Genomic DNA, 23,272 nt, shown 5'->3' with positions numbered 1-23,272 from the left:
CATTACTATAATCAAAGTGGTGAGCATGCTGTGCCGGAATATTTCCACTCGGTTCGATTGGATGAGGAAAAATGTAAAGGGTGCACCAACTGTATCAAGCACTGTCCCACCGAGGCCATCCGGGTGCGCAAGGGCCGCGCGCGCATCATTGAGGAAAGGTGCATCGACTGCGGCGAATGTATCCGGGTCTGCCCCAACCAGGCCAAGGTGGCTATTACCGACGACCTGGATGGCATTAAAAAGTACCGCTACAGTATAGCTTTACCCGCCCCTTCACTTTACGGGCAGTTTAAACCGGACCTGACGCCGGAGCTAATTCATGCCGGGCTGCTGGCCCTGGGGTTTGACAGCGTTTTTCCCGTTGCTCTGGCGGCCGAGGCGGTTTCCCGGGCCATCAGGAATTATCTGGTGCAGCAGCGGGTAAGACCGCGCCCGCTCATTTCATCCGCCTGTCCGGCAGTGGTCAGGCTGGTGCAGGTGCGTTTTCCCAGCCTGCTGGAACAGATCATTCCTCTGGTTTCACCCATGGAAATTGCCGGGCGGGTGGCCCGGGAGGCTGCGCTGCGGCAAACCGGCTTCGGACCGGAGGAAATAGGTGTCTTTTTTCTGACACCCTGCCCGGCCAAAGTGACCGAGGTAAAACAACCGGCCGGGGACAGTTCCAGTGTGGATGGGGCCATTTCCATGTCGGTTGTTTATGGAAACCTGTTACGTATGATGGATAATTTGAACACGGCATCGCTTTCCCCTGTTGTGAGCGGGATTGGTATTGGCTGGGGCCGGGCGGGGGGGGAAAATGAGGCGATTAAAACCGGCTCTCTGCTGGCGGTGGACGGTATCCACTGCGTGATCAGTGTGCTGGAGGAGATTGAGCGGGGCGGTCTGGAGGACATAGATTACCTGGAGGCTCAGGCCTGTACGGGTGGCTGTATCGGCGGTTGTCTGGTGCCACAAAATCCTTTTGTGGCCAGAGTGCGCATGGGTAATCTGGCCCGCTCCCGGCAGAGTATAGATAATACTTTATCCATGTTTCCCGACCAGCTGGAATATTACTGCCGGAAAAGCCCTGTGCCGGCCAGGCCAGCCCTCCAGCTGGCCGACGATCCCGCGCTGGCACTGGCGCGCCTGGAAGAAGCGGAAAAAATAGTGACCGGCCTGCCCGGGCTGGACTGCGGCTCCTGCGGTTCGCCCAGCTGCCGCGCTCTGGCCGAAGATATAGTGCAGGGTTATGCCCGCCGCAGCTACTGCATATTTGAGCTGCGCCGGCGCCTGCAGCAACTGGCGGAAGAAATTGTGGAGCTGGCCCAAAAGCAGCCACCGGCCATGGGCCGGGAATGGTCTCCGGCCAGAGATGAAGGTGAGGAGCATGATTAGCTGGCTGGATGTGATCAAGGCTCTCCAGCTCTTTTCCCACTGTCCGGGTATGGAACGGATGCCTTCAATCAGGGGATTCTACTGCGGCGATATGATGAGTGATGTGCTGGCCAGAGCCGGCCGGGGAGACGTTTGGCTGACCATACAGCGCCACCAGAGCGTGGTCGCTGTTGCCTCGCTGGTGGGCATCAGCGGGATAATCATTACCGGTGGGCGTCAGCCGCTGCCCGAAACGGTTGCTCTGGCGCAGCGCGAGGGCATACCGTTATTCTCTACTCATTTGAATAGTTTTCAGGCTGCCGGCCGGGCCTACCGGCTGTTGTTGGAGGCCGGCTGGCTGGAGCAGCAGGGGGGTGATCAGGGTTAAGTGCTTCGCGCGCCGCCGTGCAGTCGGCGCACCCGGGCGGCGCGCAACCGTGTCTTTTTTTATAGTAAAATAACGGATTAATTCTAGGGGGTTGGTGTGAATGAGCTCCGCCTGTCGATGCGGTGGTGAACTGACCAGCAAGCTAAACAGCTTGCTGGAAGAACATCGAGGTCAGCCGGCGGCACTGATCCAGGTGCTGCACCGGACACAGCAGATCTATGGATATTTGCCGCGGGAAGCTCTGAAAAAAATTTCCCTGGTCCTGCATGTGCCTTTGAGCAAGGTGTACGGAGTAGTATCTTTCTATTCGCTTTTCAGCATTTACCCCAAAGGCAGGCATCAGATCAGCGTCTGCAAGGGAACAGCCTGCTACGTGCGCGGGGCCGGTCAGTTGTTGAGCCGGCTCAAGGAAGAAATGGGGCTGGAGCCCGGTCAAACCACACCCGACGGGGAATTTTCCCTGGAGGTGGTGCGTTGTCTGGGAGCCTGTGGCCTGGCGCCGGCCGTAGTGGTAGATGGTGATGTCTATGCCCGGGTTCTTCCGGAAAGCATGTCCGGCATTCTGGCGGCCTACCAGCGCAAAGCTGCTGCCGGAGGTGGCCGCTGATGGAAGAGTTGTCCTGGCATATCATGGATATTGCCCGTAATTCACTGGAAGCAGGAGCTACCAGCTTGAAAATAGTCGTAGATGAACAAACCGATGAAAATCAGTTGCGTTTTATGGTACAGGACAACGGACCGGGCATACCCGAGCACATCCAAAAGCGCTTGCTCGATCCCTTCTTTACCACCAAGACCGGCAAAAAAGTGGGGCTGGGGTTGCCCTTGCTGCAGGCGGCTGTGGAGCGCTGTGGCGGTCACCTGGAAATAGGGAGCCGGCCGGGTAGGGGAACCAGCGTCACGGCTATCTTTCCTTATTATTGCTGGGACCGGCCGCCTCTGGGGGATATGCCCCGCACGCTTACAGGGCTGCTGGCCGGGCAGGAGTCATTGCATCTGTGTTATCGGCAAACCTACAACGGGCGCGTGTTTGTTTTTGACACTGCCGAAGCGAGGAAGTACCTGCATGGTTTGCCTTTGACAACACCCGGAGTGCTGGTCTGGCTTGGCCGGTACCTGGGGGAGGGAATCAAAAGCTTGTATGGAGGTGGCATGGATGAAATCGCTCGCCGAGCTGGATAGGTTGAGAGAGGAAATACAGCGAGAGATGGCCCTGCGGGAAAAGAAAGAGGGGATTAAGGTTGTGGTGAGCATGGGGACCTGTGGCATTGCGGCCGGGGCGCGCGATGTCATTGCCGCCTTGCTGGAGGAAATCAGCAGGCGCAATCTGCAGGATGTTGTGCTCACTCAGACCGGTTGCGCTGGACTCTGCCACTGCGAGCCGCTGGTGCAGGTGGAGGGGCCGGGGGGCGAGCGGGTCACCTATGGTCATGTGGACGAACAAAAAGCCCGGGAGATAGTCTCGGCGCACCTGGTGAACGGTCAGGTGATCCAGGAATGGACGGTCCAGGAGGAGGGCGAAAAGTTATGAGGCTGTACAGGGCGCATGTTCTGGTCTGCGCCGGAGCCGGTTGTATTTCTTCGGGCTGTCAGGCAGTAAAAAATGCCTTGCTGGAGAATATTGAACGGTTGGGACTGCAGCAGGAAGTGAAAGTGGTGGAAACCGGCTGTATGGGGCCGTGTGATCTGGGGCCGGTGATTGTGGTCTATCCAGAAGGAGTATTCTATCGCCAGCTGAAGCCGTCCGATGCCGTGGAAATAGCCGAGGAGCACCTGCTCAAAGGAAGGGTGGTGCGGCGCCTGCTGTACCAGCCGGCGGAAAGTGCGGCACCGGCAACTTCTTTTGAACAGATAGATTTCTTCCAAAAGCAAACCAGGATTGCCCTGCGCAATACCGGGATCATCAATCCCGAATCGGTGGAGGAGTACATCGCTCGGGATGGTTACCGGGCCCTGGGCCGGGCCCTGGTGGAGATGACCCCGGACCAGGTGCTCGACTGTATTAAGCGTTCGGGGCTGCGCGGCCGGGGCGGAGCGGGCTTCCCCACCGGCCTGAAGTGGGAATTTACGGCCCGGGCCCCCGGTGAGATCAAGTATGTGGTTTGCAACGCCGATGAGGGCGATCCAGGGGCGTTCATGGATCGCAGTATCATTGAAGGGGATCCGCACTCCGTGTTGGAGGGTATGGCCATCTGCGGCTACGCCATCGGGGCCAGGCAGGGATATGTCTATGTACGGGCGGAGTATCCACTGGCAGTGGAACGCCTGGAACTGGCCATTACCCGGGCGCGCCGCTATGGTTTGCTGGGCGACAATATTTTCGGCACGGATTTTTCCTTTGATGTGGAAATTCGGGTGGGCGCCGGCGCTTTCGTCTGCGGTGAGGAAACCGCCCTCCTGGCATCAATAGAGGGCAGACGGGGTGAACCCCGGCCCAGACCGCCTTTTCCCGCTGTGCAGGGCCTGTGGGGCAAGCCTACGGTGATTAACAACGTGGAAACATGGGCCAACGTGCCACCGATAATATTAAACGGTGCCGACTGGTTTGCGGCTATCGGTACCGAGAAAAGCAAAGGAACCAAAGTTTTCGCCCTGGCCGGCAAGGTCAATAACACCGGTCTGGTGGAAGTGCCCATGGGAACCACCCTGCGGGAGATCATTTTCGACATCGGGGGAGGAATACCCGGCGGCAAGCAGTTCAAGGCGGTGCAGACGGGCGGCCCTTCCGGTGGTTGTATTCCGGCCAGTCACCTGGATGTACCGGTGGATTACGAGTCGCTGACCGGTCTGGGGGCGATCATGGGGTCGGGTGGCATGATTGTGCTGGACGAAAGCACCTGTATGGTGGATCTGGCCCGCTTTTTCCTGGAGTTTGTCCAGGATGAATCCTGTGGCAAGTGCTCTCCCTGCCGGATTGGTACGCGGCGCATGCTGGAGATACTGGAACGCATTATTAAAGGTCAGGGAAGGGACGGGGATATCGAGCTGCTGGAAGAACTGGGCCGGAATATCAAATCTTCCGCCCTGTGCGGGCTGGGACAGACCGCGCCCAACCCGGTGCTCAGCACCATCCGCCATTTCCGGGACGAGTACGCCGCCCACATCTATGACAGAAAATGTCCGGCCGGTGTTTGCAGGGATTTAATAGTCTATACCATCAGTGAAGAAAAATGCAATGGCTGCGGTCGCTGTGCGCTGGTTTGCCCAGCCCGGGCCATTGTGGGAGAGAAAAAGAAAGCCCACCGGATTGAAGTAGAGAAATGTATCCGGTGCGGCACATGTATGGAAAAATGCAAATTTATGGCCATTTATACCATGTAAGGCGGGAGGGAAAAAAATGTCCCTGGTGACATTAACCATAGACGGGCAGGAAGTAAGGGTGCCCCCCGGCACAACCATTCTCGCGGCGGCTAAAGAGGCCGGGGTTAAAATTCCCACCCTCTGCTACCTGGAGGAGATTAACGCCATTGGCGCCTGCCGCTTGTGCCTGGTTCAGGTGGAGGGGGCGCGAACGCTGGTAGCTTCCTGTGTGGCCCTGGTCAGTGAGGGCATGGTGGTGCATACCAGCACGCCGGAAGTGCGGCGGGCCCGGGCGATAAATCTGGAGCTGCTTCTTTCCAACCACCCGCAGGACTGTCTGACCTGTATCCGCAATACCGGTTGCGAACTGCAGCAGCTGGCGGCCGAACTGGGTGTGCGCGAAGTGCGTTTTGCCGGAGCCCTGCCGCCCTATGAACCGGACCAGAGCAGCCTGTCCCTGGTGCGCGATCCCCAAAAATGTGTCTTGTGCCGCCGCTGTGTGGCGGTATGCGACCGGGTACAGGGTGTGCACGCCATTGATGTGCAGGAAAGAGGCTTTGCCACAGTGGTGGCTCCGGCTTTTCTGGCACCGCTGGGCGATGTGGCCTGTGTCAACTGCGGCCAGTGTTCGCTGGTTTGCCCCACAGCGGCCATCCGGGAAAAGGATCAGACGGCCGAGGTCTGGGCTGCTCTAAGTGATCCGCAAAAACATGTAGTGGTGCAGACTGCACCTGCCGTGCGCGTCAGTATTGGGGAAATGTTCGGCCTGCCGCCGGGCAGTATAGTCACCGGTAAACTGGTGGCCGCGCTGCGCCGCCTGGGCTTTGACCGGGTCTTTGATACTGATTTTACCGCAGATTTAACCATTATGGAAGAGGGCAGCGAATTTATCCATCGGCTGCAGAATGGCGGCAAACTGCCCCTGATTACATCCTGCAGTCCGGGCTGGATCAAGTTTATTGAACATTTTTATCCGGAACTGCTGCCGCATCTTTCCACCTGCAAGTCGCCGCAGCAAATGTTCGGGGCACTGGCCAAGACGTACTACGCGCAAAAAGCGGGAATCGATCCGGCCAACATTTTTGTGGTCTCCATCATGCCCTGTACGGCCAAAAAATTTGAGGCGGCCCGTCCGGAAATGATGGCCAGCGGTTTTGTCGATGTGGATGTGGTGCTGACCACCCGTGAGCTGGGCCGTATGCTCAAGCAGGCCGGGATTGATTTTGCTGCGCTGCCCGAGGAGGACTATGATGAGCCGCTGGGCATTTCCACGGGCGCGGCGGTGATCTTCGGTGCTACCGGGGGAGTGATGGAAGCGGCTCTACGAACAGCCTACGAGCTGATTACGGGCAGCACTTTGCTGTCTCTGGATTTTACCGAGGTGCGCGGTTTGCAGGGTATTAAAGAAGCAACAGTCAACATAGACGGCAGTGTAATCAATGTGGCGGTGGCGCATGGTCTGGGCAACGCCCGGGCGCTGCTGGACAGCCTGGTCCGGGGTGAAAAACAGTATCACTTTATTGAAATCATGTGCTGTCCCGGTGGCTGCATCGGCGGTGGTGGACAGCCTATATCCAGTGACCCGGAGATCAGGGCTAAGCGCCTGGAAGCTATTTACCGGGCGGATCGCGAGCTGCCCTGGCGCAAGTCCCACGAAAACCCGGCCGTGCGGGCGCTTTACGAGGAATTCCTGGGACAGCCCCTGGGGCATAAATCCCACCGGCTGTTGCATACCAGCTATACAGCCCGGGAGCGGCTTTAAAGGCAGGAGCACAGGGGGGGCCGCTCAGGAAGGCTGGCGGGTCTAATGTTAAGCGGGTGTGCTTGGGAGGTAGACCGTCCCGTGGACGGGCCGGTGCCGGGTACCCCCGCTTTTTCATTGTGCTAATGGTTGGGCAGCAAACGGCGGCGGATATCCGGATCGCAGAGAAAATTTTTGAAGATGCCGGCCGAAAGTGTATCATTACCCTGTCGCGGCCAGGCCAGGTAGATGAAATAGCGATTTTGCAATCCGGGAACGTGTATAAGCCCCACCTTTCCCGCCTCCAACGCTTCCCGGGCGGCAATGCCGGATAGTACGCCGGTACCCAGACCGCTGTGTACGGCCTGGATTACGGCCTGGTTGCTACCCAGTTCCAGAAATGTGGGGAAGTAATTCAGATCGATCTGGTGTTCAGCCAGCTTTTTTTCCAGTAGCCGGCGAGTGCAGGAGCCGCTTTCGCGGGCAATCAGAGGTTCGCGCAGCAGCTCTTCGGTTGCCAGGGTGGCGCCGTTGTAGGGATGCCAGGTGGCGGTAATAAAAACCAGTTCATCCTCCAGCCAGGGCTGTGTTTCTATAGCCTCAACAGGTGTACCCTCACCCAGGATGCCCAGATCGACCTCCCTATCCTGCAGCCAGCGGGCTACCGCCTGGCTGTTGCCCACTTTCAGGCTGATTTTTACGCCCGGATGTTTTTCCCGGAAGCCGCCGATAAAGCAGGGCAGAAGAATCTCGGCTGTCATGCCGGTGGCTCCCAGCATCAGGTGACCGCTCTTGAGTCCTTCCAGTTCGCTCACTATAGCCCGGATTTTTCTGTAGTGGCGCATGAGCTGTTTTACTTCTGGGTAAAGAAGCCGTCCGGTTTCGGTGAGCACCACTTTTTTGTCGTTGCGTTCCAGCAGCGTGGCCCCCAGCTCTTCCTCCAGCGACTTGATTTGAAAGCTCACTGCCGGCTGGCTCATGCCCAGTTGCCCGGCCGCCCGGGTGAAGTTGCGCAGTTCGGCAACCAGCAGGAAGGTTTCCAGTTGTTTGATGTTCATGCGGAGCTACCTCGCTTTGCCAGATGTAAAAAGGTCTCTTGTTGACGACCGGTTCATGATAAAATAATATTGTTTAATGCCGGTGCATGGCAATACATTTCATATAATTTTCAAAATTTAAACAATAACACCAGCTTTCGGTTAAGTGAGCGAAGTCAAGAACAGGTATGGAACGGGATGGGATGTCTGTGCGCTGTGTAATCATTGCCGGTGGAGAAATGGGTGATTATGCCGGATACAGGTCGCTGTGCACGCCGGAAACCCTGGTGATCTGTGCGGACAGCGGGCTGCACCATGCCCGGGAAATGGGTGTGGTGCCGTCCTTGATCATTGGCGATATGGATTCGGTGGCACCCGATTTGCTGGAGGCTTACCGTATGGCGGGCTGCCAGATTCTGCGTTATCCCCGGGACAAAGACGAGATAGATACCGAGCTGGCCATCGAGCAGGCCCTGGCCCGCGGGGCCGGGGAGATATTCCTGCTGGCCTGTACGGGCAGCCGGTTGGATCAAAGTCTGGCCGCGCTGCACCTTTTGGGCCGGCTGGCCCGGCAGGGGATAAGCGCGGTATTGCTGGGACCGGGACACCGGGTGACGGTGGCCGCGCCACAGCGGCCGGCCGTACTGCACTGCCGGCCGGGCAGCGTCTTTTCTATTTTGCCGCTTACCGAAATAGCCCGGGGTGTAACTGCTTCTGGCTTGAAATGGCCCCTGGAAAATGCCGATTTGCACCTGGGCCGTCCTTTTACTGTAAGCAATGAAGTGCTGCAGGGTGAAGTGCGGGTCTCCTTGCGGGAGGGCTTGCTGCTGCTCATGGAAATTGATACGGGTACGGGTTAGCAAAAATTGCTGCCAAAAGCGCGGTTCGGTTTTGTTTATCCGGATATTTTATGTTACAATTGTAGCACAGCAAAATGATGCCGTCCGGGGGAGCGCCGCCAGGGCGCTGAGAAAGGCCAGAGCCTGACCCTTAGAACCTGATCCGGGTAATGCCGGCGCAGGGAGTGAACAGGCTACACTTTGGGCAGCTGTTTGATCAGGCACGGAGTGTGCTTCCCCGGTATCTTACGGTCAGGCGGGGCAGCGCACTTTTTTGTTTTATGCCCGGCAGAAGAAGTTCCGCTGATGTCTGATCATTGTTGGAGGAGTGGTCGGGTGGACTGGGTGATCTTCAGTGACTTCGACGGCACCATCACTCTGGAAGATACTTGCAACATGCTCATGCGCCGGTTCGGTTCCTCCAGGTCCTGGCAGTACGCTCGGGCCTGGGAAAAAGGGGAGTTGGACACCCGGCAGTGTACGGAATTAATCTTTCAGGATATGGAGCTGACCGAGGAAAAGGTGCGACGGGTGATTGATCAGGCCCGGGTGGATCCGCACTTTGAGACCTTTCTGGCCCGGTGCCGTGGGAAGAACATACCGGTTTATATCCTCAGCGACGGCTTCGATTATATTATCCACGCCCTGCAGCAGCGGGGCGGCTGGCCGGTGCGGGTCTTTGCCAATAAGTTGTCCTTTCCGGCCGGTTACCGTCTGGAATACCCGCACCACAACCCGCAGTGCGGTCGCTGCGGCACCTGCAAGAGTACGCTGGTGCAGGAGCTGGCCGGAACCGGGGCGCGCAAAATCTATATAGGTGACAGTACATCGGATTTCTGTGCGGTAAAGCACTGCGATGTGGTGCTGGCCAAAGGCCGGCTGGCCGATTACTGCCGGGAAAAGGGTATCGAGCACCGGGTGATTCGCGGTTTTGCCGATGTGCTGGAATGGCTGGTCAGTCAGGAGGTGTAGATGGTGAAAGTGCTGCTGAACGGCCGGGAGTATGAGCTGCCCGGAGAAATCAGTTTGCAGCAGCTGGTGGAACAAAAGGGCTACAATCCCGCCACCATAATTGTGGAGCTCAACTACAACCTGGTAAAAAGAGAGCAGTGGGGGGAAGTGCTTCTGCAGGAAAATGACCAGATAGAGATACTGCGTTTTGTGGGAGGTGGCTGATTTGTCACAGGAACAAACAAAAGACAGACTGGTAATCGGTGATCGGGAGCTGGAAAGCCGCCTGTTTCTGGGTACGGGCAAGTTTGCAACCAACCGGCTGATTCCCCGGGTGGTGGAAGCGGCCGGCTGCCAGGTGGTAACCGTGGCCGTGCGCCGGGTGGATCCGGACTTTGCCGAAGAAGACGTGCTCACCTATTTGCCGCCCGGCTGTATCCTGATGCCCAACACCTCGGGGGCGCGCAACGCCCGGGAGGCTGTGCGCATCGCCCGGCTGGCCCGGGAGGCCGGACTGGGCAACTGGGTGAAGATAGAAGTGATCACCGATAATAAATATTTGCTCCCCGATAATTACGAAACGCTGAAAGCCACCGAGATTCTGGCCGGGGAAGGCTTTGTGGTGCTGCCCTACATGAGCCCGGACCTGATGGTGGCCAAACAGCTGGTGGAGGCCGGTGCAGCGGCGGTAATGCCTCTGGGGGCACCCATTGGCAGCAATCGGGGACTGCGGACCAGGGAACTGATCCGGATCATGATTGAGGAGATTGAACTGCCTGTAATTGTGGATGCCGGCATCGGCCGCCCTTCCGAAGCGGCCGAAGCCATGGAAATGGGGGCCGCCGCCGTGCTGGTGAACACGGCCATAGCCACGGCCAGCGACCCGGTGCTGATGGCGGCCGCTTTCGGCCAGGCTGTACAGGCCGGGCGCCGGGCTTATCTGGCCGGCCTGGGCCCCGTTCGCTTTCAGGCCAGCGCTTCCTCTCCCCTGACCGGTTTTTTGCGCGAGGGTGAATGATATGAGCTATTACGAAGAAGTATATCTGCCCGTCTGCCAGGGCGTAGATGAAAACACCTTCAGCAACGTCACAGCGGCCGATGTGCGCAGGGCTCTGGGGAAAACCCGGCTCGGCGAGCACGACTACCTGGTGCTGCTGTCACCCCGGGCCGAGGAGTATCTGGAGGAAATGGCCTGGAAAGCGCACCGCCTGACGGTGCAGCACTTCGGCCGGGTGATCCAGCTCTACACCCCGCTCTACCTGGCCAACTACTGTGTGAACCGGTGTGCCTACTGCGGTTTTGGGGCTCACAATAAAATCAAGCGGGACCGGCTGACACCGGCCGAGGTGGAGCAGGAAGCGCGGGCCATATCGGGCATGGGCTTCAAGCATATCCTGATTCTCACCGGCGAGTCCCGGCACCATTCGCCTGTTTCCTATATCCGGGAATGTGTGCAGGTGCTGAAAAAATATTTCTCCAGCATCAGTATAGAAATTTACCCTCTGACCGAAGAGGAGTACGGCGAATTAATTGCTGCCGGTGTGGATGGCCTGACCATTTATCAGGAAGTCTATGATCCGGCGGTATACGACCGGGTGCACCTGGCCGGACCCAAAAAGGACTATCATTTTCGCCTGGATGCTCCCGAGCGGGCCTGTCGGGCCGGTATGCGCACCGTCAATGTGGGAGCACTGCTGGGCCTGCATGATTGGCGCAGTGAGGCCTTTGCCACGGGACTGCATGCCGCATATTTGCAAAAGAAATTCCCCGCCGTGGAGGTCAGCCTTTCCCCGCCCCGCCTGCGCCCCGAGGTGGGCGGTTTTGCCGCGCCGGTACTGGTCAGCGACCGGAACCTGGTGCAGTACATGCTGGCTTTTCGCCTGTTCATGCCCCGGGCGGGCATCACCCTGTCCACCCGTGAACCGGCCCGGTTGCGCGACCACCTGGTTAAACTGGGAGTGACCAAAATGTCGGCCGCCTCCTGCACAGCGGTGGGCGGACACAGTGCGACGGGCCAGAAGACCGAAGATCAGTTTGCCGTGGCCGACAGCCGGAGCCTGGACGAGGTCATGGCCATGCTCTACGCCCAGGGATACCAGCCGCTGTTCAAAGACTGGCAGCTGCTGGAGGCCAACTGAGTCCCAACCCGTCCGGCGTGTGATCGACCGAATGCGCGCCAGGTGAACTGTCGACCGGGCCTGTTCCAGGGCGGATTTAAAGGAGGGTTTGCTTTGGAAGATATTTTGGCAGCCGCTCTGGCCAGGATGGTGGGCGAGGCCAATCTGGCGGTGGCCCGCCGGGTGAAGATCGGCATTGCCGGGGCGGGGGGCCTGGGCTCCAACTGCGCCCAGTTTCTGGTGCGCAGCGGCTTTACCCGGCTGAAAATAGTGGACTACGACCGGGTGGAGGTGAGCAATCTCAACCGGCAGTTTTATTTCGCCCACCAGGTAGGCCGGTTGAAAGTGGAGGCTCTGGGGGAAAACCTGGCCGCCATCAATCCGCACCTTAAGCTGGAGCTTTGGCCCGTAAAGATCCAGGAAAGCAATGTGGGCGCACTGTTTGCCGATTGCGACGCCCTGGTGGAGGCGCTGGACCGGGCGGAAACCAAGCGTTTGCTGGTGGAGACTTACTGGAACACGGGCAAATTGCTGGTGGCGGCTTCCGGTCTGGCCGGCTGGGGCCGGGCCGATGTCATTGCCGTGCACAGAATCAAAGATCATATCTTTCTGGTGGGCGACCGGCATTCCGAGGTCTCGCCACAGCTGCCCCCGGTAGCTCCGGCTGTGGTGGCGGCAGCGGCCAAACAGGCCGATGTGATCTTGCAGTATTTCTGGCCTTCCCCGGAGCACCGGGAATAAAACGGTACCGGCTGTCTTTTTCGGTTCCCCGGCGGACCTGCCGGCACGCACCGTTCTGATCATGACATATAGTGGAAGTACTTGTCTGCCAGAAGATTTGGTGTTATTTTAATAATACTATTGTTCGAATGCCGTGGAAAATGTTTTTCCTTTTTAGAGTGCTGAGGCTTCTTATCTGATAGCCGCCCTGCAAAGGGGGAATTGCTGTGCGGGTGCTTTTGGCCGAGGATGATCCCATCTTCCGCCTGGATCTGGCCCAGATGCTGGGCGAGATGGGGGCCAGCGAGGTCTGCCAGTGCCGCAACGGGGAGCAGGCGCTGGCCATGCTGCAGGAGAAAAAATGGGATCTGGTAGTGCTGGATGTAGCCATGCCCGGTCTGGACGGCCTGCAGGTGGCCGGCGAAATCAGCCGCCGCCGGCTGGCGCCGGTGATTCTGGTTACGGCCTACAGTGACGACCAGACCATCCAGCGGGCGCTGGACAGCGGGGTGATGGCCTATCTGGTCAAACCGGTGGAGGAGGGCCGCCTGCGGGCGGCGGTGGAACTGGCTCGGGCCAGATTTGCCGAAATGCTGCAGGTGCGCCGCGATGTGCTGCGCCTGCGCGGTGAACTGGCCGACCGGGAAGCCCTGCAGCAGGCCAAGGAAAAACTGCAGCGGGAGAAAGGGCTGAGTGAGGAGGAGGCGTACAGCTATATCCGCCGGCAGAGCATGCTGCAGCAGCAGAAGATGGGGCAGGTGGCCCGGCAGATTCTGGAGGGGGAAGCTTACCCCGGCAAGTAAGACCGGGCCGCGGAGCAAATAATTCCGCTTGCATTTTACCGGTGAATAATGTAGTATGTTGTCAGGAAAGTTTAAGTCTATTTTTATTTTTTATAAACAGCATAGCCAGGGTGCAGAAGCCTTCTGACTTGCGGGCAGTGACGCCGGCCGGACAGGGGGCTTTTTTGGTGTAGGAGAGCCTTTTATGGAAAAAACCAGGATTATTCAGGAATATGTGCCGGGCAAACAGGTGACCCTGTGTCACCTGATCGCCCATCCCGATGGAGAAATATATAAAAAGCTGGGCGTGAAGCAAGCGGGAGCCATCGGCATTCTCACCCTCACCCCGGGTGAGACGGCGATTATTGCCGCCGACCTGGCCACCAAGGCGGCCGATGTTTCCATCGGCTTTCTGGACCGTTTTACCGGTTCACTGGTGGTGCTGGGCGATGTGGCCGGGGTGGAAACCGCTTTGCGCGAAGTTAATCGAATATTGTCGGAAAGCCTGGGCTTTACCCCTGCCCGGGTGACCAGATCTTGATGTACTGCCCTGGAAATGAACTGTTCAATCTGCTGGGCGCGGAGTGACCGGGTAGGGAGGAGGTGCGGGCGGTGAGCAGGATTATGTTGATTGGGGCCAGTGAGGCGGGCAAAAGTACCCTGCTGAACGTGCTGCACGGCCGGGGTCCACTGAGCAGCAAGACCCAGGCTCTGGAGTTTACCGCCCGCACAGTGGACACGCCGGGCGAGTATGCGGAAAACCCTCGCTATTACCGGGCGCTGCTGGCCACGGCCATGGATGTGGAATATGTGCTTTTTGTGCAGGATGCCACACGGGAAAACTGTATCTTTCCCCCGGGTATGGGCCAGATTTTTCCCGGCTATACTCTGGGTGTGGTGACTAAGACCGATCATCCGGCGGCCTGTGTGTCCCGGGCAATGGAGTTCCTGGAAACCGTGGCTTTGAAAGGTGATGTCATTGCGGTTTCCGCCCTGACCGGGGTGGGGATGGACGAGTTGAAGCGCAAGATTGGCTGGTACGATTAACCAGCAGGGGGGCTGGAGTGCCGTGGATAAAACCTATCTGCCCGAGCTGGCGGCCCGCCTTTTGCGGCGCCAGGCCTATACGCCGGATGAGCGGGTGCTGGAGCAGGATCTGAATATTATCGGCTCACTGGCCGCCAATCTTCCCTATATTGCCGATCTGGCGGGAGCCGATATGTTTATAGATATGTTCACCGAAGACCGGCGGGTGGCCATTGTGGTGGCCGAGGCCAGGCCGCGCACCGCCCCCTCCCTGTATAGCAGCACGGTGCTGGGCCAGGCGGCCTATGCCGAAAATGAGCCGGCGGTTTTTCAGGCCTTCAACACGGAAAAGCCGGCCCTCAATGTGCGCGGGATCAGTCAGGAGGGTGTGCCCATCGCTCAGACCGTGCTGCCGGTGCGGGGTGTGAGCGGAGAGATTATTGCCGTGCTGATCATGGAAAGGGACAACAGCAGCCAGGTGCAGCAGGAAAAGTCCCTCAAGCTGCTTTCGGAAACCGCCCAGAAGCTCACTGACACCCTGTTTAACCTGGATTCCATGGGCAATGTGCTGCCCACCCTGATTCATGACGCCCTGCTGATCACCAACGGGAAGTATGAAGTAGCCTACATGAATAAAGTAGCGGAAAACCTGTTCACCTCGCTGTGCGGCACCTATTTCGCCCCCCGCTCCCTGATTGAGATTGAGCAGCGCCTGCCCCAGCTTACACCGGTCTTTTCCAGCGAGCTGGATGTGGAGGAAGTGCAGGTGGGGGGCAGGACGCTGCTGGTTCGTTCCCTTTCCCTGCTGGATGGCAGCGTGTTGAAAGGCAGTGTATACTTGTTGCGCGACATCACCGAACTGCGTCAGAAAGAGAAGCAGCTGATTGCCAAGTCGGCGGTGATTAAAGAAATCCACCACCGTGTGAAGAATAACCTGCAAACCATAGCCAGTCTTTTGCGCCTGCAGATGCGCCGGGTGGATGTGCCCGAAGTGCGGCAGGCCTTTCAGGAGAGCATCAACCGGATCAAGTGCATTGCTCTGGTGCATGAGTTTTTCTCCCGAGAGAGCCCGGAGATCATTGAAATGAAAAGTTGCATTGAGAAGATTGCGGCCATGCTGCGGGAGAGCATGCTCACGGTCGACAGCACGGTTGTTATTACTGTGCAGGGGGACAAGATCTACCTGCCTTCGGAAAAGGCTACGCCGGTAGCCATTATTGTAAACGAGCTTTTGCAGAACGCCCTGGAGCACGGTATGGCCGGACGAGAAGCCGGGCAGATTGCGGTGGATATTGTGGCCGGTCCCCGGGTGCAGATCAGTGTTGCCGATGATGGCCGGGGTTTGCCGGCCAACTTCTCTCTGGAGAGCATGACCAACCTGGGGTTGCAGATAGCCTTAACTCTGGTACGGGAAAACCTGGGGGGCGACCTGCGCGTGCTGCCCCGGGAAAAGGGAACACGGGCCGAGCTGGTTTTCCCTTCTGGATGAGCCGACGAGAAAGGAAGCTGAATATGTCGGAAGAGAAATATCGCATACTGCTGGCCGACGATGAAGCGCTCACCCGCCTGGACTTAAAAGAAATGCTGTATGAAATGGGGCACCAGGTGGTGGGGGAAGCGCGTAATGGCCTGGAGGCGCTGGAACTGGCTGAGAAACTGCGGCCCGATCTGGTGATTATGGATGTACGCATGCCCCGTCTGGACGGGGTGAAGGCGGCCAAATTAATTAACGGCCGCAAGCTGGCTCCGGTACTGCTGCTCACAGCCTACAGCGATACCGACATCATTCGCCGGTCGGTGGAGGCCGGGGTGATGGGTTACCTGACCAAACCGGTGCTGGAAAGGGATCTTTCTCCGGCCGTGCGGGTGGCTGTACAGCGATCCAGAGAATTGGGCAAGCTCAAGCGCTACAAGGTGGTGCTGCAGGAAAACCTGCAGCAGGAGAGGCAGCAAAGGCTGCGCCGGGCGGGAAAAGCGCTTTCCTGATCCGGACGACAACAGCATCACGGGCGGTGTGGCCCTTTTTCAGCCGGCAAGGATGGCGGTTTGTTTGGCCATTTTTGCCGGCTGGGAAAGGGCTTTTTATATTCCCGTTATATTGCACAGCAGGGGGGATGAGAAGACAAAGAGGTTGGGGTTTAAAGCATTTTGTATCAGTGAAAGCAGCGCAGCAAAAAGTAAATGCGACCAGGCGCTGCCGGAATAATTACTCCAAGGAGGTAGGGAAAGGCATGTCAAATGGACAAGCGAAAGAAGTTGAGGGTGCTGCCTGCGGTCACGGGGAAAGCGGGCAGCTGAGGAGATTTGCCGGGCCGCTGCTGCTCTGGGGCCTGGGTGTGGGTTATGTTATCTCGGGTGACTATTTTGGCTGGAACTTTGGTATCGCTGCCGGTGGTTTCTGGGGGTTGTTCATCGCCACCATTTTGATGGGAATTATGTATACCGCTATGTGCTTCACTATTTCTGAACTGGCCACGGCCATTCCCTTCACCGGTGGTGCTTACGCTTTCGCCCGCAAGGCCATGGGGCCCTGGGGTGGCTATCTGGCCGGCATCGGCGTGGTGCTGGAATATGTACTGGCTCCCGCGGTTATTGCCAACGGTATCGCCGGCTACATCACCTTCATCATGCCCGGCCTGCCCAAGTGGATTCTTGTGACTGGCGTTTTTGTCATCTTCCTGGCCCTGAATACTTTCGGCGCCAAGACTACCCTGACCTTTGAGCTGGTGGTGACCAGCACCGCGCTGGTGGGTCTGGTAATTTTCGCCGCTCTGGCTGCTCCCCACTTTGACATGAGTAAATTGCTGGAAATTGCCCCCGCCGCCGGCAACAGCCAAACCATGCCTTTCGGCCTGCTGGGCATCTGGGCGGCCATTCCCTATGGTATCTGGTTCTTCCTGGCTATAGAAGGTTTGCCGCTGGTTTCTGAAGAGTGCAAGGATCCGACCAAAGATATGCCCAGGGGGCTGATCAGCTCCATCGTTACTTTGTTAATCTCGGCTTTTGTGGTGCTCTTCCTGGCTGCCGGTGTGGGCGGTGCGGAAATGATGAGCAAATCTGACAGCCCTTTGCCCGAGGCCCTAGGTGCGGTTTACGGTAACGCCCACTGGGCCATCAAGGGCCTGGGCATCATCGGTTTGGCCGGCCTGATTGCCAGCTTCAACGGCATTATCTTTGGCGCCGGACGGGCCGTGTTTGCTCTGTCCCGGGCCGGTTATCTGCCCCGTTTCCTGTCTGCGGTGCACCCCCGCTTCCGCACTCCCTATGTAGCCATTCTGGTGGGCGGTGTCATCGGCATAGTTTCGGCCATTCTGGGCAATGGTGACGTGTTGATTCAGATTGCCGTGTTTGGTGCGGTAATTTCCTACATCATGATGATGCTCTCCGCACTGGTGCTGCGGGCCAGAGAACCCCATTTGCACCGTCCCTACAAGGTGCCTGGCTATCCGCTCACCCCGATCATTGCTCTGGTGCTGGCCATAGTGGCGCTGTTTGCTGGTTTCTTCTATGCTCCCAAGGTAATTCTCTGGACCGCCCTGGTTTACTTGGTATTTGTCCTCTACTTCTGGCTCTACAGCCGTCACCACCTGGTGGCCAGCGCTCCGGAAGAAGAATTTGCCATTCTGGCCAAAGCCGAGGCAGAACTGAACTAGTAGAAACAAAGGAGGTCGGAAGGCTTTGAGGCTGAAGACCAGGCTGTTTGGCCGCACCTTTGCCTTTAAAGATGTAAAGGATGTGCTGGCCAAGGCCAATGAGGAAAAGTCCGGGGACATCCTGGCCGGTATTGCCGCCGCTTCAGCGGAAGAAAGAGTGGCCGCCAAGGCCGTGCTGGCCGAGTTGACCCTGGAGGACCTGCGCCAGAACCCTGTCGTTCCCTACGAGATTGACGAAGTAACGCGCATCATTGACGACAATGTCAACGAACCGATTTATCAGGAGATTAAGAACTGGACGGTGGCTCAGCTGCGGGAGTATATCCTCAGCGACAGCACTTCCGGTGCCGACATCCAGCGCATCAGCCGCGGCCTGACCAGCGAAATGGTGGCGGCGGTGGCCAAACTGATGACCAACCTGGACCTGATCTACGGAGCCAGGAAGATCAACATCACGGCACGGGCCAACACCACCATCGGCGTGCCCGGCTGTCTGGCCGTCCGCCTGCAGCCCAACCACCCCACCGACAGCCCGGAAGGTGTGCTGAGTTCCATCCGGGAGGGGCTGTCCTACGGGATCGGGGATGCCGTAATCGGTATCAACCCGGTGGAGGACAATGTGGCCGGTACCACCCGCCTGCTGGAAACCATGTACAACTTCATCCAGGAATGGCAGGTGCCCACCCAGATCTGCGTCCTGTCGCACGTCAGCACCCAGATGAAGGCCTTCCAGCAAGGGGCGCCCGGTCACCTGATCTTCCAGAGTCTGGCCGGGACCCAGAAGGGCAACGAGGCTTTCGGGGTGAGCGTGGCCATGCTGCAGGAGGCGCGGGAGATTGCCCTGAAATACGGCCGGGCCAGCGGTCCCAATGTGATGTACTTTGAAACCGGCCAGGGCTCCGAGCTGTCCTCGGATGCCCACCACGGTGCCGACCAGGTGACCCTGGAGGCCCGCTGCTACGGTCTGGCCAAACAGTTTGCCCCCTTCCTGGTGAACACCGTGGTCGGCTTTATTGGGCCCGAGTATCTCTACGACAGCAAGCAGGTGATCCGGGCCGGCCTGGAGGACCACTTCATGGGCAAGCTGACTGGCATCCCCATGGGCTGTGACGCCTGCTACACCAACCACATGAAGGCGGACCAGAACGATATAGAGAACCTGGCCGTACTGCTGACGGCGGCCGGCATCAACTACTTCATGGGCATTCCCATGGGAGATGATGTCATGCTCAACTACCAGTGCACCAGCTTCCATGATATCGCAGCGCTGCGCCAGCTTTTGGGCCTGACTCCGCTGCCCGAATTTACCGCCTGGCTGGAGAAAATGGGCCTGTGGGAGAACGGGCGACTGACCGCCCGGGCCGGTGACGCATCCATTTTCACCGGGAAAGGAGGCTGCTAGGCATGGTGGCAGATGAACAAATCAAACAAATTGTGCAGGCCGTGCTGTCCCAGCTGGCAGCCCGTCCGGCTGAACCGGCACTTGTAGAAGACCGGGCAGTACCTGCCCCGGAGCAGGAACCGGGAGCCCGGGTTGACGGAGCAGTATGCAGCGGCTGTGCGGCCGGCTGTCTGACCGGTGAAGATGACGGTCTGGAGGATCTGGCCCTGGTGGATATGCAAAAAGAGATTCTGGTACCGCAGCCTCAGGACCGGGCGGCGCTGGAGTATTTCAAGTCCACCACACCGGCCCGCATCGGGGTGTGGCGCAGCGGCCCGCGGCCTTTGACCAGAACCGTGCTGCGTTTCCGGGCCGACCACGCTGTGGCCCAGGATGCGGTTTTCAGTGAGCTGGACGAGAGCCTGGCCGAAAAGTTCGATTTGCTGCTGGTTGAGTCCCAGGTCTCCAATAAAGACGAGTTTCTCACCCGTCCGGATCTAGGCAAAAAGCTCTCTGCCAGTTCAGTCGAAAAGATTCGCCAGCACTGCCCCACCGGGGTGGATGTGCAGCTGGTAGTGGCCGACGGGCTGAGCTCCAAGGCCTTGCCGGCCAACCTGCCCCACATCCTGCCGCCTTTGCTGGAGGGCATCAAGGCTCAGGGTTTGACTGTGGGCAAAGGAGTGCTGGTGCGCTACGGCCGGATGGAGATCATGGATCAAATCGGTATGCTGGTGCAGGCTAAAGTGGTGGTACTGCTGGTGGGTGAACGGCCCGGTCTGGGCACGGCGGAAAGCATGAGCGCTTATCTGATTTACCAGCCTCACGCCGGCACCCTGATAGCCGACCACACTGTAGTTTCCAATATCCACAAAGGCGGCACGCCGCCCGCCGAAGCCGGCGCCCACCTGGCCACACTGGTGAAAAAGATTTATGACGCCAAGGCTAGCGGGGTCAACCTGCCCCTGTAGCGGCGGGAAAAGTGGTGGAACCTTGTGGGGAAAAGCGCCCAGGAAATTATCAGTGTGGGCATAGATGTGGGTACTACCACCACCCAGCTGGTTTTCAGCCGCCTGGTGGTGGCCAATACCGCGCCGGGGGCCAGCGTGCCCCGGCTGGAGATAGTGGAAAAAGAGATCATCTACCGCAGTGCGGTGCATTTTACCCCGCTGCTCAGTCCCGAACTGATTGACGCCCAGGCGGTGAGCGCCATTGTGGCCCGGGAGTACCACGCAGCCGGGATGGAGCCCGGCCGCGTGGAAAGCGGAGCGGTGATTATCACCGGTGAAACGGCCAAAAAGGAAAACGCCCGCCAGCTGCTGGAAAGTCTGGCCGGCTATGCCGGCAACTTTGTGGTGGCTACCGCCGGGCCGCGCCTGGAATCCATCATTGCCGGGCGGGGAGCGGGAGCGGCGGCCTGGTCCCGCCAGAACCACCGCACGGTGTGCAACATTGATGTAGGTGGTGGTACGGCCAACCTGGCTGTGTTTCAAGAAGGCAAAGCCATTGATGCTTCCTGTGTGAACATTGGCGGACGGCTGCTGGTGCTCCGTCCGGGCAGCGGAGAGATTCTTTACGTCTCCCGGCCCGGGCGGGCGGCTCTGGACAGCGCCGGCATTCCGGCCGGAGTGGGCGATGTGCTCACCCTGTCCGAACTGCACCGTCTGACCGGGGTTATGGCCGAGGCCGTGCTGGCCTTGCTGGAACCGGGGGCCGGCGACCGGCTGGCGGAAATGCTGCTGATGACGCCACCCCTGCGCCTGGATTACCCGCTGGAGGCCTTGATGTTTTCCGGTGGCGTGGCTGAGTATATGTACGAGCGGGCGGCCGTGCCTCTGACCCTGTCCGAAGGGACGCGCTTTGGCGACATCGGGCCCTTTCTGGGACAGGCCCTGCACCGGGCCTGTCTGAACCGGGGCTGGAATCTGGTGCGACCCCGGGAAACCATTCGGGCCACGGTGATTGGGGCCGGTACCCAGACCATGAATATCAGCGGCTGTACCATCCACGTTGATCCGGCCTGGCTGCCCCTGCGCAACCTGCCTGTGCTGCGTCCTTTTGGCCGCAGCGTACCGCCGGGGCGGCAGGAAATTGCCCACCGCATCAGTGAGCAGCTGACTGCTACCGGCCTGGACCGGGAAGGTCAGCCGCTGGCCCTGGCTCTGCCCGGTCCGGCCGATCACACCTACCAGGCGGTGGTGGAGCTGGCCCACGGTATTGTGCAGGGCCTGGCCGGCTACCTGGCCGGCCCCCACCCGCTGGTGGTGGTGCTGGAACAGGACTGCGGCCGGGTAGTGGGACAAACGCTGCGCCAGTTGCTGGGTCCGGATCGGCCGCTGATCAGCATCGACCAGATTAATGTGGACGACGGAGACTATATGGACATTGGCACCCCGCTGATGGACGGCCGGGTGGTGCCGGTGACCGTGAAGACACTGGTTTTTAACAACTGATGCCAGGACAGGCAAGGAGGTGGCGAAGCAACCCATGATCTTGCAACCCATTAAAGCAGAGATCCTGGCCGTGCGCATTATTCCCAATGTATCTCCCGACCTGGCGGCCAACCTGAAATTGACGCCGGAACAGCGCAGCGTGGGCATGCTCACCTGCACCATCGACGATGCCGGTTACACGGCCATTGACGAAGCTACCAAGAAGGCCCAGGTGGAAGTGGTCTATGCCCGTTCCTTCTATGCCGGGGCGGCCCATGCTTCGGGCCCGCTCTCGGGTGAGTTTATCGGCATCATTGCCGGTCCCAACCCGGCCGAGGTGCGCAGCGGGCTGGAGGCAGCCATTCTCACTCTGGAGGAAGAAGCGTTCTTCTACACGGCCAACGAAGAAGGTACTATTGCCATGTATCCCCATGTAATCTCCCGCACCGGCAGCTACCTGTCCAAAGTAGCCGGCATTGCGGAAGGGGAACCCCTGGCCTACCTGATTGCCCCACCGCTGGAATCGGTTTACGCGGTGGACGCGGCGCTCAAGGCGGCCGATGTGCGCATGGTGGCCTGGTACGGCCCACCCAGTGAGACCAACTTCGGTGGTGCTCTGCTTACCGGAACACAGAGCGCCTGTAAGGCAGCCGCGGAAGCCTTCCGCGATGCCGTGATCAGCGTGGCCAACAGCCCGCGCCAGTATTAAGCAAGTAATTAATTAAATTCAGCAATAAAAACAGGAGGTTTACACAATGAGCACAACCAATGCTCTGGGCATGATTGAAACCAAAGGTCTGGTAGGCGCCATTGAAGCTGCCGATGCTATGGTCAAGGCAGCCAACGTATCGCTGATTGGCAAGGTGCATGTGGGCGGCGGTCTGGTGACCGTGATGGTGCGCGGCGATGTGGGCGCGGTCAAGGCGGCCACCGATGCCGGTGCGGCAGCGGCGCAGCGCATTGGCGAACTCATTTCGGTGCATGTCATTCCCAGGCCCCATGCTGATGTGGAATACATCCTGCCCAAGCTGGAGAAGTAATGTAGCCGCCTGACTCCAGGTCCGGGGGGGGATAAGTATTGAAAGTGATCACCGAACTGGAACTGCGCGATCGCTACCGGCAGGCACCTTTTTCCAGCTTCGAGTTGCCGGCGGGTGCCCGTCTGACACCGGCGGCCGCCCAGTTTCTCCATGAACGCAAAATCAGTCTGATTCAGCCGTCACCCTCCCCCCTGCCCGCAGCGCAGCCGACGGCCCGCTCCCGCGGGCCCGCCGCGCCCGCGGCCGCCCGCCCGCAGGCCGGCCGGCTGGCGGAAACTTTGCCGGGCGGCGGGGGCGGGGTGTCACCCGTGGCCGTCGGGTTTGCATCGACGCGCCTGCGGACGGCGGGGGTATCGTGGCGGGCGCGGGGGGGGTCGGGTATCGGTTGGGGGCGCGGGGGGCGGGTGCGGGTGTGGGGGGGGGGGGGCGGGCCCCCCCCCCCCCCCCCCCGGGGGGGGGGGGGGGGGGCCTCACTGGCATGTCTCATGTGCTCCGGCAGGTCCTGGACGGCCAGG

26 protein-coding genes, 1 pseudogene and 1 riboswitch are annotated in these 23,272 nt (G+C 59.2%); of the genes and pseudogenes, 26 read left to right on the top strand and 1 reads right to left on the bottom strand.

What is annotated here, in order from left to right:
* Window positions 1-30 precede the first annotated feature (30 nt).
* From ACUVTU_RS06355 to ACUVTU_RS06325, 7 genes are all read left to right on the top strand, one after another.
* On the top strand, window positions 31-1,374 hold the full coding sequence (locus ACUVTU_RS06355) for a [Fe-Fe] hydrogenase large subunit C-terminal domain-containing protein (protein ID WP_445889120.1): 1,344 nt from the start codon (window positions 31-33) through the stop codon (window positions 1,372-1,374).
* Window positions 1,367-1,741 carry a DRTGG domain-containing protein gene (locus tag ACUVTU_RS06350; protein WP_445889119.1) on the top strand — a complete coding sequence of 125 codons (375 nt, stop codon included), beginning with the start codon at window positions 1,367-1,369 and terminating at the stop codon, window positions 1,739-1,741. Before ACUVTU_RS06355 ends, ACUVTU_RS06350 begins: the two co-directional genes overlap by 8 nt.
* Before the next feature lie 100 nt (window positions 1,742-1,841).
* Window positions 1,842-2,348, top strand: coding sequence for an NADH-quinone oxidoreductase subunit NuoE (nuoE, locus tag ACUVTU_RS06345; protein ID WP_445889118.1), 507 nt, complete (start codon window positions 1,842-1,844; stop codon window positions 2,346-2,348).
* Window positions 2,348-2,923: an ATP-binding protein gene (locus ACUVTU_RS06340; RefSeq protein ID WP_445889117.1), complete on the top strand. Its 576-nt coding sequence runs from the start codon at window positions 2,348-2,350 to the stop codon at window positions 2,921-2,923. The genes nuoE and ACUVTU_RS06340 overlap by 1 nt, the downstream gene beginning before the upstream one ends.
* On the top strand, window positions 2,898-3,272 hold the full coding sequence (locus tag ACUVTU_RS06335) for a (2Fe-2S) ferredoxin domain-containing protein (RefSeq protein WP_445889116.1): 375 nt from the start codon (window positions 2,898-2,900) through the stop codon (window positions 3,270-3,272). The genes ACUVTU_RS06340 and ACUVTU_RS06335 overlap by 26 nt, the downstream gene beginning before the upstream one ends.
* Entirely contained in the window at window positions 3,269-5,062 is a 1,794-nt protein-coding gene (nuoF, locus tag ACUVTU_RS06330) for an NADH-quinone oxidoreductase subunit NuoF (RefSeq protein ID WP_445889115.1), read from the top strand. Before ACUVTU_RS06335 ends, nuoF begins: the two co-directional genes overlap by 4 nt.
* Window positions 5,063-5,078: 16 nt before the next feature.
* On the top strand, window positions 5,079-6,803 hold the full coding sequence (locus tag ACUVTU_RS06325) for an NADH-dependent [FeFe] hydrogenase, group A6 (RefSeq protein WP_445889114.1): 1,725 nt from the start codon (window positions 5,079-5,081) through the stop codon (window positions 6,801-6,803).
* 122 nt (window positions 6,804-6,925) lie between these two features.
* Here the strand turns inward: ACUVTU_RS06325 and ACUVTU_RS06320 are convergent, their stop codons facing one another.
* Window positions 6,926-7,840: a LysR substrate-binding domain-containing protein gene (locus tag ACUVTU_RS06320; RefSeq protein WP_445889113.1), complete on the bottom strand. Its 915-nt coding sequence runs from the start codon at window positions 7,838-7,840 to the stop codon at window positions 6,926-6,928.
* Window positions 7,841-8,028: 188 nt separating this feature from the next.
* Here ACUVTU_RS06320 and ACUVTU_RS06315 point away from each other — a divergent pair, with 188 nt between their 5' ends.
* From ACUVTU_RS06315 to ACUVTU_RS06225, 19 genes and pseudogenes are all read left to right on the top strand, one after another.
* Window positions 8,029-8,679, top strand: a complete 651-nt coding sequence (locus ACUVTU_RS06315) for a thiamine diphosphokinase (RefSeq protein ID WP_445889112.1) — start codon at window positions 8,029-8,031, stop codon at window positions 8,677-8,679.
* 76 nt (window positions 8,680-8,755) lie between these two features.
* Window positions 8,756-8,861, top strand: a riboswitch (TPP riboswitch).
* 133 nt (window positions 8,862-8,994) lie between these two features.
* The gene (locus ACUVTU_RS06310; RefSeq protein ID WP_445889111.1) at window positions 8,995-9,630 is read left to right on the top strand and encodes an MtnX-like HAD-IB family phosphatase; all 636 of its coding nucleotides are present in this window, start codon (window positions 8,995-8,997) and stop codon (window positions 9,628-9,630) included.
* Entirely contained in the window at window positions 9,631-9,834 is a 204-nt protein-coding gene (thiS, locus tag ACUVTU_RS06305) for a sulfur carrier protein ThiS (protein ID WP_445889110.1), read from the top strand.
* A 1-nt stretch (window position 9,835) separates the two neighbouring features.
* Complete coding sequence (locus tag ACUVTU_RS06300; RefSeq protein WP_445889109.1) at window positions 9,836-10,627, top strand: thiazole synthase; 792 nt, start codon at window positions 9,836-9,838, stop codon at window positions 10,625-10,627.
* Between the two features lies 1 nt (window position 10,628).
* Window positions 10,629-11,747 carry a 2-iminoacetate synthase ThiH gene (gene thiH / locus ACUVTU_RS06295; protein WP_445889108.1) on the top strand — a complete coding sequence of 373 codons (1,119 nt, stop codon included), beginning with the start codon at window positions 10,629-10,631 and terminating at the stop codon, window positions 11,745-11,747.
* Window positions 11,748-11,840: 93 nt separating this feature from the next.
* Window positions 11,841-12,467, top strand: a complete 627-nt coding sequence (gene thiF, locus ACUVTU_RS06290; protein ID WP_445889107.1) for a sulfur carrier protein ThiS adenylyltransferase ThiF — start codon at window positions 11,841-11,843, stop codon at window positions 12,465-12,467.
* Window positions 12,468-12,673: 206 nt separating this feature from the next.
* On the top strand, window positions 12,674-13,249 hold the full coding sequence (locus ACUVTU_RS06285; RefSeq protein WP_445889106.1) for an ANTAR domain-containing response regulator: 576 nt from the start codon (window positions 12,674-12,676) through the stop codon (window positions 13,247-13,249).
* A gap of 184 nt (window positions 13,250-13,433) precedes the next feature.
* Window positions 13,434-13,769 carry an ethanolamine utilization microcompartment protein EutS gene (eutS, locus tag ACUVTU_RS06280; protein ID WP_445889105.1) on the top strand — a complete coding sequence of 112 codons (336 nt, stop codon included), beginning with the start codon at window positions 13,434-13,436 and terminating at the stop codon, window positions 13,767-13,769.
* A 71-nt stretch (window positions 13,770-13,840) separates the two neighbouring features.
* A complete protein-coding gene (locus tag ACUVTU_RS06275) occupies window positions 13,841-14,275 on the top strand; it encodes a EutP/PduV family microcompartment system protein (protein ID WP_445889104.1) in 435 nt (144 codons plus the stop codon).
* Between the two features lie 22 nt (window positions 14,276-14,297).
* Complete coding sequence (locus ACUVTU_RS06270; protein WP_445889103.1) at window positions 14,298-15,743, top strand: sensor histidine kinase; 1,446 nt, start codon at window positions 14,298-14,300, stop codon at window positions 15,741-15,743.
* A gap of 23 nt (window positions 15,744-15,766) precedes the next feature.
* Window positions 15,767-16,240 (top strand): response regulator, encoded by a 474-nt coding sequence (locus tag ACUVTU_RS06265; RefSeq protein WP_445889102.1) that lies wholly within the window; start codon window positions 15,767-15,769, stop codon window positions 16,238-16,240.
* A 64-nt stretch (window positions 16,241-16,304) separates the two neighbouring features.
* Complete coding sequence (locus ACUVTU_RS06260; RefSeq protein ID WP_445889101.1) at window positions 16,305-16,460, top strand: hypothetical protein; 156 nt, start codon at window positions 16,305-16,307, stop codon at window positions 16,458-16,460.
* A 25-nt stretch (window positions 16,461-16,485) separates the two neighbouring features.
* A complete protein-coding gene (gene eat / locus ACUVTU_RS06255) occupies window positions 16,486-17,907 on the top strand; it encodes an ethanolamine permease (RefSeq protein WP_445889100.1) in 1,422 nt (473 codons plus the stop codon).
* Between the two features lie 25 nt (window positions 17,908-17,932).
* The gene (locus ACUVTU_RS06250) at window positions 17,933-19,309 is read left to right on the top strand and encodes an ethanolamine ammonia-lyase subunit EutB (RefSeq protein WP_445889099.1); all 1,377 of its coding nucleotides are present in this window, start codon (window positions 17,933-17,935) and stop codon (window positions 19,307-19,309) included.
* Between the two features lie 2 nt (window positions 19,310-19,311).
* On the top strand, window positions 19,312-20,256 hold the full coding sequence (gene eutC, locus ACUVTU_RS06245) for an ethanolamine ammonia-lyase subunit EutC (protein ID WP_445889098.1): 945 nt from the start codon (window positions 19,312-19,314) through the stop codon (window positions 20,254-20,256).
* A gap of 24 nt (window positions 20,257-20,280) precedes the next feature.
* Window positions 20,281-21,738 (top strand): ethanolamine ammonia-lyase reactivating factor EutA, encoded by a 1,458-nt coding sequence (locus tag ACUVTU_RS06240; RefSeq protein ID WP_445889097.1) that lies wholly within the window; start codon window positions 20,281-20,283, stop codon window positions 21,736-21,738.
* Between the two features lie 34 nt (window positions 21,739-21,772).
* Complete coding sequence (gene eutL / locus ACUVTU_RS06235) at window positions 21,773-22,426, top strand: ethanolamine utilization microcompartment protein EutL (RefSeq protein WP_445889096.1); 654 nt, start codon at window positions 21,773-21,775, stop codon at window positions 22,424-22,426.
* 46 nt (window positions 22,427-22,472) lie between these two features.
* Window positions 22,473-22,757: an ethanolamine utilization microcompartment protein EutM gene (gene eutM / locus ACUVTU_RS06230; RefSeq protein WP_445889095.1), complete on the top strand. Its 285-nt coding sequence runs from the start codon at window positions 22,473-22,475 to the stop codon at window positions 22,755-22,757.
* Window positions 22,758-22,795: 38 nt separating this feature from the next.
* Window positions 22,796-23,272, top strand: a pseudogene (locus tag ACUVTU_RS06225) (hypothetical protein); the annotation flags it as partial.

Source organism: Desulfurispora sp., assembly GCF_052744395.1.
This window is presented reverse-complemented; position numbering and strand designations above follow the sequence as displayed.

What these genes read in the sequence shown, in the direction of transcription:
- ACUVTU_RS06320 (WP_445889113.1), bottom strand. Translation starts at nt 7,840, where the DNA reads ATGAACATCAAACAACTGGAAACCTTCCTGCTGGTTGCCGAACTGCGC.
- nuoE (WP_445889118.1), top strand. Translation starts at nt 1,842, where the DNA reads ATGAGCTCCGCCTGTCGATGCGGTGGTGAACTGACCAGCAAGCTAAAC.
- thiS (WP_445889110.1), top strand. Translation starts at nt 9,631, where the DNA reads ATGGTGAAAGTGCTGCTGAACGGCCGGGAGTATGAGCTGCCCGGAGAA.
- eutM (WP_445889095.1), top strand. Translation starts at nt 22,473, where the DNA reads ATGAGCACAACCAATGCTCTGGGCATGATTGAAACCAAAGGTCTGGTA.
- ACUVTU_RS06350 (WP_445889119.1), top strand. Translation starts at nt 1,367, where the DNA reads ATGATTAGCTGGCTGGATGTGATCAAGGCTCTCCAGCTCTTTTCCCAC.
- eutS (WP_445889105.1), top strand. Translation starts at nt 13,434, where the DNA reads ATGGAAAAAACCAGGATTATTCAGGAATATGTGCCGGGCAAACAGGTG.
- ACUVTU_RS06340 (WP_445889117.1), top strand. Translation starts at nt 2,348, where the DNA reads ATGGAAGAGTTGTCCTGGCATATCATGGATATTGCCCGTAATTCACTG.
- eat (WP_445889100.1), top strand. Translation starts at nt 16,486, where the DNA reads ATGTCAAATGGACAAGCGAAAGAAGTTGAGGGTGCTGCCTGCGGTCAC.
- eutC (WP_445889098.1), top strand. Translation starts at nt 19,312, where the DNA reads ATGGTGGCAGATGAACAAATCAAACAAATTGTGCAGGCCGTGCTGTCC.
- ACUVTU_RS06325 (WP_445889114.1), top strand. Translation starts at nt 5,079, where the DNA reads ATGTCCCTGGTGACATTAACCATAGACGGGCAGGAAGTAAGGGTGCCC.
- thiH (WP_445889108.1), top strand. Translation starts at nt 10,629, where the DNA reads ATGAGCTATTACGAAGAAGTATATCTGCCCGTCTGCCAGGGCGTAGAT.
- ACUVTU_RS06265 (WP_445889102.1), top strand. Translation starts at nt 15,767, where the DNA reads ATGTCGGAAGAGAAATATCGCATACTGCTGGCCGACGATGAAGCGCTC.
- eutL (WP_445889096.1), top strand. Translation starts at nt 21,773, where the DNA reads ATGATCTTGCAACCCATTAAAGCAGAGATCCTGGCCGTGCGCATTATT.
- ACUVTU_RS06335 (WP_445889116.1), top strand. Translation starts at nt 2,898, where the DNA reads ATGAAATCGCTCGCCGAGCTGGATAGGTTGAGAGAGGAAATACAGCGA.
- nuoF (WP_445889115.1), top strand. Translation starts at nt 3,269, where the DNA reads ATGAGGCTGTACAGGGCGCATGTTCTGGTCTGCGCCGGAGCCGGTTGT.